Annotated in this window: 12 protein-coding genes and 1 other RNA gene; 3 read left to right on the top strand and 10 right to left on the bottom strand. The window is 59.9% G+C overall.

The features are described 5' to 3' along the window. From Q1K49_RS06895 to Q1K49_RS06885, 3 genes are all read left to right on the top strand, one after another. A partial coding sequence (locus tag Q1K49_RS06895; RefSeq protein WP_300524355.1) for an ATP:cob(I)alamin adenosyltransferase occupies positions 1 to 393 on the top strand: 393 nt, incomplete at its 5' end. A gap of 178 nt (positions 394 to 571) precedes the next feature. Then, on the top strand, positions 572 to 1,252 hold the full coding sequence (locus Q1K49_RS06890) for a GntR family transcriptional regulator (RefSeq protein ID WP_300524353.1): 681 nt from the start codon (positions 572 to 574) through the stop codon (positions 1,250 to 1,252). Positions 1,253 to 1,273: 21 nt separating this feature from the next. Continuing rightward, positions 1,274 to 2,041, top strand: a complete 768-nt coding sequence (locus tag Q1K49_RS06885; protein WP_300524350.1) for a YdcF family protein — start codon at positions 1,274 to 1,276, stop codon at positions 2,039 to 2,041. Here Q1K49_RS06885 and Q1K49_RS06880 read toward each other — a convergent pair whose 3' ends face one another. The 10 genes from Q1K49_RS06880 to Q1K49_RS06835 form a co-directional block, all read right to left on the bottom strand. Next, entirely contained in the window at positions 2,042 to 3,730 is a 1,689-nt protein-coding gene (locus Q1K49_RS06880) for a response regulator (protein WP_300524347.1), read from the bottom strand. Positions 3,731 to 3,860: 130 nt separating this feature from the next. Beyond that, positions 3,861 to 5,093, bottom strand: coding sequence for a replication-associated recombination protein A (locus Q1K49_RS06875; protein WP_300524358.1), 1,233 nt, complete (start codon positions 5,091 to 5,093; stop codon positions 3,861 to 3,863). A gap of 86 nt (positions 5,094 to 5,179) precedes the next feature. Beyond that, positions 5,180 to 6,178, bottom strand: a complete 999-nt coding sequence (locus tag Q1K49_RS06870) for an HAD family phosphatase (RefSeq protein WP_300524344.1) — start codon at positions 6,176 to 6,178, stop codon at positions 5,180 to 5,182. Between the two features lie 140 nt (positions 6,179 to 6,318). After that, positions 6,319 to 6,497: non-coding RNA, 6S RNA (gene ssrS, locus Q1K49_RS06865), on the bottom strand. A 354-nt stretch (positions 6,498 to 6,851) separates the two neighbouring features. Then, positions 6,852 to 7,544 carry a molybdenum cofactor guanylyltransferase gene (locus Q1K49_RS06860; RefSeq protein ID WP_300524341.1) on the bottom strand — a complete coding sequence of 231 codons (693 nt, stop codon included), beginning with the start codon at positions 7,542 to 7,544 and terminating at the stop codon, positions 6,852 to 6,854. 256 nt (positions 7,545 to 7,800) lie between these two features. Next, complete coding sequence (locus Q1K49_RS06855; RefSeq protein WP_300524338.1) at positions 7,801 to 8,628, bottom strand: formate/nitrite transporter family protein; 828 nt, start codon at positions 8,626 to 8,628, stop codon at positions 7,801 to 7,803. Between the two features lie 239 nt (positions 8,629 to 8,867). Beyond that, entirely contained in the window at positions 8,868 to 11,579 is a 2,712-nt protein-coding gene (fdhF, locus tag Q1K49_RS06850) for a formate dehydrogenase subunit alpha (RefSeq protein WP_300524336.1), read from the bottom strand. Between the two features lie 20 nt (positions 11,580 to 11,599). Continuing rightward, complete coding sequence (gene nuoF / locus Q1K49_RS06845) at positions 11,600 to 13,399, bottom strand: NADH-quinone oxidoreductase subunit NuoF (RefSeq protein ID WP_300524333.1); 1,800 nt, start codon at positions 13,397 to 13,399, stop codon at positions 11,600 to 11,602. A 19-nt stretch (positions 13,400 to 13,418) separates the two neighbouring features. Beyond that, positions 13,419 to 13,790 (bottom strand): (2Fe-2S) ferredoxin domain-containing protein, encoded by a 372-nt coding sequence (locus Q1K49_RS06840; RefSeq protein WP_300524331.1) that lies wholly within the window; start codon positions 13,788 to 13,790, stop codon positions 13,419 to 13,421. 16 nt (positions 13,791 to 13,806) lie between these two features. Continuing rightward, entirely contained in the window at positions 13,807 to 14,091 is a 285-nt protein-coding gene (locus Q1K49_RS06835) for an NAD(P)H-dependent oxidoreductase subunit E (protein ID WP_366146050.1), read from the bottom strand. Between the last annotated feature and the right edge of the window lie 25 nt (positions 14,092 to 14,116).

Below are 14,116 nucleotides of genomic sequence, written 5' to 3'. Positions count from 1 at the left end.
ACCACCTGCGACAAGCACATCGCGACGGAACTCTTCCGGCTTCAAGAGGAATTTGGAATTTTGATGGGATATATCGCACAATATCCCGGCCTTCCCGAACCGGACCCCGCGACACTTGAGGCACTGATTCTCAAAGTCCGGGACATCACCGGCGCCACGTTCCATTTCGTCCGTCCCGGCGATTCCGTGCCCGGGGCGGCGCTTCACATGGCCAGAACGATCGCCCGTAGAGCTGAGCGGATCGCAGTCAAACTCTATCGCGAGGGAGCGCTTTCCGAGAACGCCTATCGCTACGTGAACCGTCTGTCCGATGCCATTTATGCTCTCGCACTCTGGACGGACAAGGTGAACCGGGAGTGCGAGGAAAAGCTGGCAGACAAGAAAGGGCAATGAGTCGATCCGTTCCAGGGGGGAGATTCTCATCCTCTTTGTCTCGTCCAAAGAGGCTATTTTTGTTTTTTTGTCCGTCCAAAAAACACAACAAGAAAAAGGGGCTGGCATCGGGCTCGGTCTTTTGTATAATGAGCATCGTATGCTTCTTGTGATGCCATTTTCGAGGAGGGGTTTCGAAATGCCGGCACGCCCGCTTTCCCCTGCCCAGAATCTAGATCTTCGGCAAATCGTTTATGAGAAAATCAAGGAAGCGATCATCGAGGGAGTCATTCCCCCGGGAGAGCGTCTTTCCGAAGTGGATCTCGCGGAGCAGCTCATGGTGTCGAGAACGCCGGTTCGCGAAGCGATCCGGCAACTCGCCCAGACTGGGCTGATTACCTTGGTGCCTCGCAAAGGGGCCTACGTGACCCTTCCCACCATCAAGGACGTGCGGGATCTCTACGAACTCCGCATTACCCTGGAGGTTCTCTCGCTCGAACACGTTTGCGCGAATCCACCGAGGGAACAATTGGAGGAATTCCGCAATCTCTTCCAGAGCGTCAAGGACACGGACGACCCGAACGAATATCTCCGGGGCGACAGGGCATTCCATTCCATGATCCGGGAGGCCACCGGGAACCGCTTTCTCGGCAGCGTTCTCAACAACGTGATGGATCTCATCCACCTCTGTCGTCATTATTCCATCGAGGGCGTTCCCCTGAGTCGTTCCTCTCAGGAACACGTAACACTCATCTCGGCCATTCTGGACGGAGAGACGGACCTCGCGAAGGACAAACTGCGGACGCACCTGCTGGGAGCACTGGAGGCACTGGTCGTATTCCTGAAGAAGCATCCGGAGTTCATCAACCAGGAAGGGTAACCCCGGACAAGGAGCTCCTGCGTGACGGACCCGGCTTTCGTCCTCTACAAAATTCTCGGAACGCTCCTGGTGCCACCGGGGGCGTTTGCCTTGCTCCTCATCCTTTTTGCAGCCATCGCATTCCGACGTCCCCGAAAGCCCTTCCTCGGCGGGGCACTGTTTGTATCCGGTGTTCTCTTTTTTCTCCTCTGTCTTCCCGCGACCGCCCGATTGGTTACAGGTACCCTGGAACACGCATGGAAGGCCGTACCCCCTCCGGAAAATCGGCGTTGGGCTGTCGTGGTCCTCGGCGGCGGAATTCACCTCGGTGAAACACCGGAAGATGCGACACCGGGAGCACACACGCTCGAACGGCTTTTCGGCGCGTGGGAACTTCTCCAAGACGAGGAATGGCCCGTTATTTTCTGTGGTGCGGCAACGCGGAAAGGATTTCCCTCCGAGGCGAAAATCATGGAGGCGACGTTGCGCAAGCTGGGATGGCGCGGAACAGCGATTCTCGACGAGAACTCCCGCACGACCTGGGAAAATCTCACCGCCGCGAGGGATCATCTCGGCCCCTTGAAAGCGGAGGGGGTCATTCTGGTGACAAACGCCTTTCACATGCCCAGAGCGTATGAAACGGCTCTCCGAATCCTTTCCGTGCCGGTCCATCCCTATCCGGCGGGATATCTTACAGACAAAGGGAGCCTTACGTGGTACGAATTCCTGCCCCAGGGAGGAGCATTTCTGGACACCTTGACGGGATTCAGGGAACGAATAGGCGCCGTGGCCTATCGCTTCTTCCGTTAATCACACCAGCGGAACGCTCAAGGAGCGCACGCGATCGAAAAACACATCCAGCGTCTTCCCGTTCCCGGCGGCCTCTTCAAGAGCCAGCGCAATCTGAAATTCCTCGATCCTTCCCGCCTGGGCAGCCGCACCCTTGAGGCGGTTGGCCCAGAGTCCGATGATTTTCGCGTCCCCACCTGCAAGGGCATCGAGAAGTCCTTCCCGAATCTGGGGAAGCTCCTCCCGAAAAACCGTTGCTACCAGTCGTCCCATGTCCTCTTCCTCGTTCTCCCCCCCTACGACGAAACCCGTCCATTGAGCGAGGATGTCCCGGAGAAGCTGCGGTGTCACGGGCTTCATGGCATAATCATCCATTCCCGCCTCGAGCGCTTCGAGCGCACCCCCTGCGCCACCCGCCGTGAGCGCCACCACCGGAACGGTCATGCCCCTTCTCCGAAGCTCCCGGGTCGCTCCGTACCCCCCGAGCACCGGCATGAAGAGATCCATGAGGACAAGATCCACAACATTCCGCTCCAGCAGGTGCAGCGCTTCCTCGCCGTCCCTGGCGCAGTGGACATCGCACCCCCACCGTTGAAGAATACCCTTGAGCAGTTTCCGGTTCACCAAGCTGTCGTCGACGACGAGCACCACAGGCGGCGTCGCCCGTTCCTCCGCCTCTCCAATCCTCTGTTTTCCCGAGACGAACAGGGGAAGTCGGAGTCTCCAGAACAGTCCCCCCGAGGTGTGGGTGATATCGCAGGACTCGGCGTACATCTCGATCTGGCGGTTCAGGAGGGACCGCAGGGGGCCCGGGATCGCCTCTCCGGAGAAGAGAACCTCGAAAGCCACTTCCAGCTCTCCCTCTTCGAACGTCACCATGCAGGCCACCGCAGGGGCATTCATCTCGCAGAAACAGTATTCCACGAGACTCGTCAACAGAAACGCCGCACCCTGGGAGAGAAATCTCTCCTTGGGAAACGGCGCAAGGGTGCAACTCCACTCTCTCCCCGAAAGATTGCGCCACGCCTGCCCCAACGCGTCGAGGCGGGCAAGGGAATCACCGAGGGAAAGCAGCATGGGGGAAAGATCCCGCACACAGGAGGCGCACAGGAGTGCCTCCACGTGAGCCCGGAGAAGGACGAGCTGTTCCCGTACCCTTTCGGAATCAGCGTTGCCTTGCCCGGATGCGGACAGATCCTCCATGCCGAGATCCAGGGAGAGAAACGCGGCGTTGATCTGCTCTCCGAGAACGATTCGTCGGCTCTCCATCTGCCAGGCCGTCCGGGCATCCAGAGCGAGAACCGCCAACGTCGCATCGTCCTCGAAACAGGAATGTTCACGCTCCGTGTAGGCCGTCTCGCACCCCGCGACGAGAAAAAGCTCCTCCCCTGCGAGGCTGCTGCGCCTCAGAAGCAGCCGGGGATCGAGACGCCGTCCCCGGAGAAGGGGCATCACGTCGTTTTCGCGATTGCTCCCGGGAAGACCCGCAAGTGCGTGCACCACCGCCAAATCGTCCCTGTCGAGACGAAAAAGGCGCCCGAAATCTCCGCAGTAGAGCCAGCCGGCACGACGGGGCGCCGCACAGCGCCAAAGGGCATATCGGCTTCCCGTACGTTCCGCGAGATAAGGCAGCAGGATCCCTGCAAAATGCTCGCTGCTGGGGGCTTCTTTGAGTTTTTGTGACAGGTCCACGAACCGGCTCTGCGGCATGGCACACTCCTCGACAATTCGCTCCGGCGGATCACATGTCCTTCCCGGAGCGCGCTAAATACATAACTATCCTATTATAATCATACGGCGTGCATGCAAAGAGTGCAAACACATTCTTCCCGAAAATGCCTCAGGGTTCCTCGTCCCGAAAACGGCGCCAGAAACCCCGGAGGCGGGCCCCCATCTCCCGCTCCGCTCCCAACGCTCCCGGGAAATAGCTTCGGAGGAGACGATCCATATAGTTCTGGGGAACCCAGTGCCGCGGATCATCGTGGGGATAGACGTAGCCTGCCCCGTGGGGACGGAGGTGTTCGGGCACTTCCTGGACATTCCCCTTCTCCAGGGAGGCCAAGGCGGTGTTCACCGCCAGATAGGCGCTGTTGCTCTTGGGCGCCGAGGCCAGATAGACCACCGCCTCGGCGAGAATGATCCGGGCCTCGGGAAACCCCGTCATGTCCGCCGCGTAGGATGCAGCGGCTGCGAGCAGAAGTGCCTGAGGATCGGCAAGCCCCACGTCCTCCGCGGCGAAGATGAGAAGACGCCTGGCGACGAAGCGGGGATCTTCGCCTGCCGCGATGAGACGTGCCAGCCAATAGATCGCCGCGTCGGGATCGGAGCCGCGCATGCTCTTGATGAGGGCGGAGATGACCATGTAATGGTCGTCTCCCTTACGGTCGAACCGCTGCAGCGCTTTAGGCAGGAGCGCTTCCACCGCATGGGCGGTGATCCGAGATCCTCCTCCGGCGGCCACGGCGTTCGCCACGGCCTCAAGACGCATCAACGCCTGTCTCGCATCACCCCCGGCTCCTTGAGCGATCATCCCGAGGACATCCTCCTCCGGGGTAAGTTCCAGCATGCCCAGCCCACGTTCACGATCCCGCAGCGCGCGCCCGAGAAGAGCCTCGAGCGACTCCTGCCCCAAGGGGCGCAATTCAAAGACAAGCATGCGCGAGAGAAGAGTCTTGTTGATCTCGAAAAAAGGGTTTTCCGTGGTGGTTCCTACGAGAATCAGATCTCCCGACTCCACGGAGGGAAGCAGGGCGTTCTGCTGCTGTTTGTTGAAATGGTAGATCTCATCCACGAAGACAAGGGGCATGCGCCCCTTGCGGGCGTGCTTGCGTCGGCGGGCTTCCGCCACCAGATCACGGAGTTCCGCCACCTTGGCGGTCACAGCGTTGATCTCCAGAAGATCCCGCTCCGTCGCAGTCGCCATGAGACGCACCAGTGTGGTCTTGCCCACCCCCGGAGGTCCGTAGAGAATGCAACTGGGCACGTTTCCGCTCCGGAGCAGTCTTCCGAGGGGTGTTTCGGCGCCCACGAGATGCTCCTGGCCGACATAGTCGTCCAGACTCGTCGGACGCATGCGGTCCGCCAGGGGTCGTTCGCCCCTCGAAGCCGTATCGTCCCGGAACGGTGTGGCCGAATCTCCCAGGCGAAGCTGCCCCTCACTCACGAATGCCGCCTCCCCTCCAGGCGGGACACGTGTGCGTCAAAAACGGCGGCCACCTCATCGGGATCGGGCGGGAGGAGCACCGTCCCCTCCTCCCCTTCGAGGATCTCAAGAAAAGGGTAGCGCGCTCCAAGCACCCCACGGCAAACCCGAACCAGCGGCTGCCCCAGCCATTCGCAGGAGAGCCCCGACCAGTTTTGCCACTGGGACGCCTGCAGCAGAAGATTCCCAGGAACAACCAGGGTACCGGCGCCAAGAGCGGCGGCCCGCTCGGCAACCTGCCCCACACAAGGCGACGCTCCGGGAAGAATCCCCCGGATCGTCCACGCTCTCTCAAGCCATACCGGGTCGAGATGCGCATATTCCCAAGGCAGGAGAGAGCGGGGCGTCTCAAGAACATCTACGAGATCGGTCATGCGGGGAAGGGAAAGATCCGTCCACTGGCGCCAACCTTCATCGTAGCGCTGCACCAGAAGCGCTCGCATGCCGGCCCTCCGTGCACCGATGAGGTCGTAAAGAAAATCGCCCACAACGACGCACTCCCGCGGCGGAAGCCCCAGCGCCCGTGCGGCGTTCCAGAACGCGCCCGGTTCCGGTTTCACCGGCGCCACATCCCGGGTGAACACGAAGGGAGGCAGAGGAATACCACAGACCGACGCGGCGCGCTCCACAGACTCCCGACAGTTTCGGGAGACAACGCACCAGGGCATGTTGCGCCCTTCGAGCCATCGCAACACATCCATCGCACCGGGAACAGGTTCGGCGTTTTCCGCCCCGTCCATCTCCACGTCGAAAAGTGCCTGCTCCAGTTCCTTTCGGATGCCTTCCTCCAACTGAGGAAGAACTTCGAGCAGCATAACCCGTTTCCCGCCGAAAAATCGCTCGTAGATGGGGGCAAAACTGAGACGCGTCTCCGCGAGAACGCCATCCCAATCGAAGAGAATTCCCTGCGCCCAGGCAGGGTGCCAGAAAGGCGCGGAAGCAGCAAAGCCGTCCATGGATCGTCCTCCCCGTCGTCTCCGTCTTTTGCATGAGCCCATTGCGGAAACGCTTCTTCCTCCCATGGTACCCCTTTATTCGCCCCTTCGCAAAACGGCGGGTGGGGAGAACGATTAATCGTTCTCCCCACCCGCATTCGAAAAGCCCCGCAGTGCCGTGATAGCTAGGCCTTGACCCGATCCTATCAAAGTGGAGACGTACCCTGCCTCAGCTTTGTCAATGCTCACGCATCTCCGCCGCCGGCGGGGATGTCCGCCTCCGAAGGCTCGAGTGTTGGCTCAAGGCACTACGCTGTATTCACGAACACCGCAGGAATGCTCTTCCTGGAGTCAGTATAGCACTTTTACACCTCCGCAACAAGGCGAATTTCGCCGTCGCAAGGATTCACGGGAAGCCACCCCGAAGGGAAGCTCTTTGAGAACATCCTTAAAACTGGCATCCTCTTATTCAAGCAAAGGGGCACGCCGACATGACGGCAACAGAAAAGAAATCCCTTCGATAAATCCCTTCCCTTCTCGAACTTTTTCCGAAGATGTCCTCCACGCAAAACGCCACAAAGAATCCGGCATGAGCATCCTCCGGGAGATCATGGAGACTCTCCGGAACCGCACAGAGCGCGTCTTCTCCGGCTCTTCCGGCTCCCTATCGCAGCCGAGATGGAGGTCAGAACACTCACCTTTCCGAGGCGGTTCTCCACCACCAGGCATGGAGTTCCGAAAGCGTGTTCACGTTGCGGAAAGAATTGCGGTATCCGGGAAGAAGCGCAAGGGAGCTTTCCTCCACAATCCGCAGAAAAAGGCTCTCGTAAAAGGAGGTGATCTTTCGCTCCCCCCGGAACAGGGCATTCTGCACCGCCGACAGGGCGGCGCGGGAATAGAACGCATGAAGAGGTTCGAGATAGCCGTCCAGGCGAGCAACGACGGCTTCTCCCGAGAGGGCCGACGCATCGGCGGCACGAGAAGGGATCTCCTTCTCCAATGTCATCCCCGTTTTCCAAAGAAGACGCACCACGGCCTCGTTCACGTCGGGCATGTCGCAACCGACCACGAAGGCCCAGGAGGTGCACATGTGCTCAAGCCCGACGGCCATGCCGCAGAGGGGGCCTCCCCCCTCCTCCATGTCACAGAGCAGGCGGGTTCCCGTGCGGCGGAGCAGCCCTCCGAAAAGGGATTTCACCCGGTCCATCTCACCGGGAGCGACCACGAGAAGCCGCTCCTCGGTCCACCCGGAGAGGCGGAGGAGGACACGTTCCAGAAGGGGTCCTTCCGGCAGTTGCAGATAAAGCTTGTTGCCTCCCATGCGTCGCCCCCGGCCACCTCCGAGAACGAGGGCGGAAACGGAAGGAAACGGATCACCGGATTTCATGCCCATCTCCTTTCAAGAATACGTCGCTGGCACATCCATATCATAGGGCAACTCTGATCAAGTAGGAATTGTCCTCTCTCGCGATCTCCAGCATCATGTTTTTCCGAGATCGGCAGACATTTTCCAGAGATTCCATAGCGCAAGCCCCATCTCCCTTCCGTACGAAGGGGAGATGGGGCTTGCGCGAGGAGAACGCCTGAGACCTCTCCGTCCGGCGTGTTCGAAAAACAGGAGCCGGTGACGACTCTTTCCGAACTCAGTCGATGCTCTGGAGATTGGTCTTGAAGACGAGGAAATAGAAGACGGCGACGAAGAGAATGCCCCCGACCATGTTGCCGAGCGTCACGGGAACGAGATTGTGCATGTATCCCCCGGCACTCACGGCTGCAAGCTTCGCCTCGGGGAGCGCCGCCGCGGCGACGACATCGGGATTCCCCTTGAGCAGGATGCCCAGGAACATGAAGTACATATTGGCGATGGAGTGTTCGAACCCGGAAGCGACAAAGGTCATGATGGGGAAGACGATGGCGAAGATTTTTCCCACCACGTCGAGAGCGGCCATACTGATCCACACCGCGAGAACGACGATCCAGTTGCAGAGAATTCCCCGGAAAAAGGCTTCGCCCACGGGAAGGCTCATCTTGTTCGCGGCGATCTTGAGCGCGTAGGCGCCGATGGGACCCTTCCAGAGCCCGCTGAGGAAAATGAGGTAGGCCACGAGAATCGACCCGAGCAGATTGGCCACGTAGACCCAGAACCAGTTTCGGGCGATCTGGCTCATCGTGGCACATCCGGAGAGGGCTCCGAGAGGCATGAGGCAGTTCCCCGTAAAGAGTTCCGCCCCGGCGATGACGACGAGGATGAGTCCGACGGCGAACACGGCGCCGCCGATGAAGCGAGATCCGCCCAAACCGATGTGATCGGCGAGATCGTGCGTAACAACGGTCATCATCCATCCCCCGAAAGCGATGTACGCTCCTGCGAGAATTCCGAGAACCAGCATCTGGGGAACGGACCAGGCGGCCTTCGCCTTCGCGGTGGCACATGCCGCCTGAGCAAGCTGCACGGGAGTCTTGAAGTTCATGTCCCTCCATACCTCCTTGAGTTGTCGATCCGGCACGAAGACGGATCCGGCATTATTCCATGTTTCGCGGGGTGCTGCTCGAATCTTGAAAAAATGTTTCGCAAGTCCCGGAAGGACCGGAACGCACGATCCTCCGTTCCGATCCTTCCGCATCGTCACAAATCGCTCGATTTCTCTTTCCCTTCGGTTCGGGTGACACCGTATTCTTCGATGACCTCTGACCTACGGAGCACGGATTTTTACCCTTTTTGCACCCGTGCCGCACTGATCTTGAACGCAGGTGTCTCCGAAGTGGGGTCTATAGCCGCCGCGGTGAGCGCATTTGCCGGCGTTTCCCCGAAGTGGAACGGAACGAAGACCATTTTTGGCGGCACTTTCTCGGTGATTTTCGCCTTGCCGCGCACCTCACCCCGGCGGGAGGAGACGCACAGCAGCTCTCCTTCCTGAACGGCGATCTGTTCCGCATCGACGGGATTGATCTCGATGTGGAGTTCATCCACGAATTTTTCCGTGGCACTCCGTCCGGTCATGCTCCTCGTGTGGTAGTGATAGAGCAGACGTCCCGTGCTTGCGAGGAAGGGATACTCCTCGTCGGGCCATTCATGGGGGGCCTTCCACTCGCAGGGGGAGAAGAATCCCTTGCCGTTGGGACGGGCAAATTTTGCCGAATGGAGAATGGGGGTTCCGGGATGCTCCGCATTCGGGCAGGGCCAGCAGAGGGCACCCTCTTCAAGGCGCGTGTAGCTCATCCCCGCGTAACTCGGAACGAAACGGGCAAGATCATCGAAGATCTCCGAGGCAGACGAGAAATTCCAGTCCACACCGCATTTCTTCGCCAGGGCAACAAGAATCTCCCAGTCGGCCTTGGCTTCTCCCGGTGCGTTCACGGCCTTCCGTACCCTCTGGACAGCCCGCATGGTGTTGGTAAAGGTGCCGTCCTTCTCGGCCCAGCAGGCGGCAGGGAACACCACATCCGCGAGCTGTGCCGTCTCGGTAAGGAAAATGTCCTGCACAACGAGAAAATCGAGGGCCTCCAACGCATGCCGGACGTGGTTGGTGTCCGCGTCACTCACCATAGGATTCTCGCCCATCACGAAGAGGCCTTTCAGTTCTCCTTCTCCGGCGGCTTCGAGCATCTTTACGAGACTCTTGCCCGGGCTGAGCGGGAGTTCGACTCCCCATAGACTCTTGGCCTTCTCACGCACCGCAGGGTCGGCTACTTTGGCGTATCCCGGAAGCACATTGGGAAGACAGCCCATGTCGCAAGCACCCTGAACGTTGTTCTGCCCACGAAGCGGATTGACACCCGTTCCGGGCCTGCCGAACATGCCGCAGAGCAGAGCCAGGTTGGAGATGGAGCGGACATTGTCGGTTCCCGTGGTGTGCTGGGTAATGCCCATGGTGTAGAAGATCGCCGAGTTGGGTCCCTTCGCGTAGAGTCGGGCCGCATTGACGATATCTTCCGGTGCTATGCCGGTGATCTCGCTTACACGTTCCGGATTGTAGGCGGCGACTAGCGTTTTGAGGGCCTCGAAATTCTCGGTCCGTTCCTCGACGAACGTTTTGTCGTAGAGCCTTTCTTCGATGATCACGTGCATGAGCCCGTTGAGCAGGGCGACGTCGCTGCCGCTGCGCTGACGAAGGTAGACGTCGGCATATTTCGCAAGCTCGATCTTCCTGGGATCGCAAACGATGAGTTTCTTTCCGTTCTGTTTGTTTTCTTTGATCCAGGAGCCGATGACGGGATGCGCATCTGTGGTGTTCGAACCGATGACGAGCATCACATCCGCCTCTTTGATGGAGGCGAAGTCGTTGGTCATTGCACCGCTTCCGAGGGTCTCGCCGAGACCCGCAACTGTGGCGCTGTGTCAGAGATGGGCACAGTGATCGACATTGTGTGTGCCCACCACCTCCCTTGCCAATCGTTGGAAGAGATAGTTCTCTTCGTTTGTGCACCGGGCAGAGGAGAAGAAGCCCATCGCGTCGGGACCGTTATGCTCTTTGATCTGGGCGAACTTGTAGGCGACAAGACCGAGTGCCTCATCCCAGGAGGCCTCGCGGAAGCTTCCGTTCTCACGGATAAGGGGTTTGGTGAGACGGTCATCGCTGTGGACGAACTGCCAGGCGAAACGCCCCTTCACGCAGCAGCGCCCTTCGTTGAGGGCAGACTTGCTGGAGTAGTCGGTGGTGATGTTGGCAATACGACCCGTGCGCTCGTTCACGGAAATGGTCAGCTCGCACCCCACACCGCAATAGGAACAGGTGGTCTTGACCTTCTTCAGTTCCCAGGGGCGCCCCTGTCCGACCGAACCCTTTTCGTAGAGGGCACCCACGGGGCAGAGCTGCACACACTGACCGCAGAAGACGCAGTCCGAGTGCTCCAGATCCTTCCCGACGGGAGGATGCACCATGGTCTTCACGCCGCGCTGCTGGAAATCGATGGCATGATAGCGCGCAAGCTCGTCGCAGGCGCGAACGCAGCGACCGCAGAGAATGCACTTATCCATGTCCCGCACGTAGAAGGGGTTGGCGTCCTCAAGGGCGTGTTCTCCCTTCTGCACGTCCGTCTCCTCCCGGAACCGGGACTCGGAAATGCCCAGCTCGTAGGCGATGTCCTGAAGCTCGCACTTGCCGTTACTGGGGCAGGAGAAGCAGTCCAGAGGGTGCCGGACGAGAATGAGCTCCACCACCGCTCTTCGGGCCTCCTGCACCTTGGGGCTGCGGGAATGAATGACCATTCCCTCCACGAGGGGCGTGGTGCAGGCGGGCAGGAGCTTGGGATTTTTTTCCACCTCCACGAGACAGACCCGGCACGCACCGAAGGGGGTGATGGCGGGATGATCGCAGAGCGCCGGAATGTGAAGGCCGTTGTCCCGGGCAGCCTGAAGAATGGTCTGTCCAGGGCGGGCCGTGATCTCCCGGTTGTCGAGAATGGCTTTTATGGTCTGCATGACTCGCATCCTCCCTGTTTCTATCGCTTGGAGATGGCCTTCACGGGACAGGCCGCCTCACAGGCCCCGCACTTGATGCATTTTGCGGGATCGATCACGTGAGGTTTCTTCACCTCACCGGCGATGGCTCCGACGGGGCACACCCGGGCGCACTTTGTGCAGCCGATACACTTCGCTCCGTCGATGACGTACTGAAGAAGACTCTGACACGCTCCGGCAGGGCACTTCTTGTCAAAAATATGGGCCTCGTACTCGTGCCGGAAATAGCGCAGCGTGGTGAGCACCGGATTCGGCGCAGTCTGCCCCAGTCCGCAGAGAGATGCGTTCTTGATCTGGTTACCGAGGTAGGCGAGATTATCTATATCCTCGGGCTTGCCCTTGCCCTCGGTGATACGGGTGAGAATGTCGAGCATCTTCTTCGTGCCCTCTCTGCAGGGAACGCACTTGCCGCAGGATTCCCGCTGGGTGAATTCCAGGAAGAACTTGGCCACGTCCACCATGCAGGTTTCCTCGTCCATGACGACGAGTCCACCCGAGCCCATGATGGCCCCCGCCGCCGTGAGCGACTCGTAGTCCACGGGCGTGTCGAGATGCTCCTCGGTGAGGCAGCCGCCGGAGGGACCGCCGATCTGGACGGCCTTGAACTTCTTGTCGTTGATGATGCCGCCGCCGAGTTCGAAGACCACCTCGCGGATCGTGATGCCCATGGGAACTTCGATGAGCCCCGTGTTCTTCACCTTTCCGGTGAGGGCGAAGACTTTGGTCCCCTTGGACTTCTCCGTGCCGATGGCGGCGTACCAGGCGCCGCCGTTGCGGATGATGGCCGGAACGTTGGCCCAGGTCTCCACGTTGTTGATGTTCGAGGGCTTGCCCCAGAGTCCCTTGTTCGCCGGAAAGGGAGGACGGGGACGGGGCATGCCGCGCTCCCCCTCAATGGAGGCCATGAGCGCCGTCTCCTCGCCGCAGACGAAGGCTCCCGCACCTTCCTTCACATGGAGGTGAAAAGAGAAGGACGTGCCGAGCACATTGTCCCCGAGAAGGCCAAACTCCTCGGCCTGCCGGATGGCCTCGTTCAAATGCTTTATTGCCAGGGGATATTCGGCCCTGCAATAGATGTACCCCTCGTCGGCCCCCATGGCGTAGGCGCCGAGCATCATTCCCTCGATGATCGCGTGGGGATCTCCTTCAAGGATGGAACGGTCCATAAAGGCCCCGGGGTCGCCCTCGTCGGCGTTGCAGATGGCAGATTTTTTCGTCCCCGCCGCCTTGCGGCAGAACTCCCACTTGAGTCCCGTGGGAAACCCGCCGCCGCCGCGCCCCCGAAGACCCGAGGTCTTCACTTCCTGGAGCACGTCCTCGGGAGACATTTCCTTGAGGGCTTTCGCCAGGGCTACGTACCCGTCCCGGGCGATATATTCCTCGATGTTGTTCGGATTGATATAGCCGCAGTTCGCCAGGGCGATGCGGACTTGTTTGCTATAGAAGGGTATCTCCTTGTAGTGAGGCACACCTTCGGGCGTGACAGGCGTCTTGTAGAGAAGCCGCTGCACGAGACGCCCCTTGTAGAGGTGCTCCTCCACGATTTCCGCCACATCCTTCGGCTCCACCCGACAGTAGAACGTCCCCTCGGGGTAGACCACCACGATGGGCCCCATCTCGCACATGCCGTGGCAACCCGTCTCCACGAGCTTGATCTCTCTGTCCATATTCCGTGCGGCCAGTTCTTCCTCGAAACGAGCCCGAACCGCACCGGCACCACTGGCAGTACAGCCAGTGCCGCCGCACAGCAACACGTGACCTCTTGCGCGGTACTCCGCCACCGCTCTCCCCCCCCTGAAGTTATTCCGTACGCCCGATAACGCGATCCTCCACGATATTGCCGTTCACCACATGTTCCGCAATGATGCGGGGAACGTCCGCAACGGTGAGCCGGCCGTAGGTGATACGGGGTTCTCCGGGGCGGATCACGTCGAGGAGGGGCTCCTGCTGGCACATGCCGATGCATCCCGTGGTCTCCACGGAAACACCTTTGAGCCCCCGCTTTTCAAGCTCGACAAGCACGTTCTGCATGATTTCCCGCGCTCCTGCGGCGATACCACAGGTCCCCATGCCGATGATGATGCGGGTCTTTCCCTGAGAACGCGCCGCGGTGAGATCGCTCGCGTTCTCCTTGATCTTCCTCAAATCGTCCAGGCTTGTAATCTTGGGCATGGTCTCTCCCCCAGCTCTAGGCATAGTTGTCGAGAATGCGCGCCGCATCCTCGGGCGTCAGACGACCGTGGGTCTCGTCGTTCACCATGAGCACCGGAGCAAGGCCGCACGCTCCCAGACAGGCCACGGGCTCCAGTGTGAAACGAAGATCCTCCGTGGTGCCGTTTTCCTCCACCTTGAGAACGCTCTTGAGCTTCTCCATGATGGCCAGACTTCCTCGAACATGGCAGGCCGTACCGCGGCAGACACGAACGATGTGCCTGCCCCTGGGTTTCAGGTGAAACTGGGCGTAAAACGTGATTATGCTCTAAAGAGTGTGCAAAAAG

Source organism: Aminiphilus sp., from assembly GCF_029975095.1.
Classification (GTDB): domain Bacteria; phylum Synergistota; class Synergistia; order Synergistales; family Aminiphilaceae; genus Aminiphilus.
Note: the sequence above shows the minus strand (reverse complement) of the source record. Positions and strands in the feature narration are given on the sequence as shown.

Bases quoted from the DNA above. Each gene is read 5' to 3' on its own strand.
- Q1K49_RS06890 (WP_300524353.1), top strand. From the start codon at position 572: ATGCCGGCACGCCCGCTTTCCCCTGCCCAGAATCTAGATCTTCGGCAA.
- Q1K49_RS06880 (WP_300524347.1), bottom strand. From the start codon at position 3,730: ATGCCGCAGAGCCGGTTCGTGGACCTGTCACAAAAACTCAAAGAAGCC.
- Q1K49_RS06875 (WP_300524358.1), bottom strand. From the start codon at position 5,093: ATGCGTCCGACGAGTCTGGACGACTATGTCGGCCAGGAGCATCTCGTG.
- Q1K49_RS06870 (WP_300524344.1), bottom strand. From the start codon at position 6,178: ATGGACGGCTTTGCTGCTTCCGCGCCTTTCTGGCACCCTGCCTGGGCG.
- Q1K49_RS06860 (WP_300524341.1), bottom strand. From the start codon at position 7,544: ATGAAATCCGGTGATCCGTTTCCTTCCGTTTCCGCCCTCGTTCTCGGA.
- Q1K49_RS06855 (WP_300524338.1), bottom strand. From the start codon at position 8,628: ATGAACTTCAAGACTCCCGTGCAGCTTGCTCAGGCGGCATGTGCCACC.
- Q1K49_RS06840 (WP_300524331.1), bottom strand. From the start codon at position 13,790: ATGCCCAAGATTACAAGCCTGGACGATTTGAGGAAGATCAAGGAGAAC.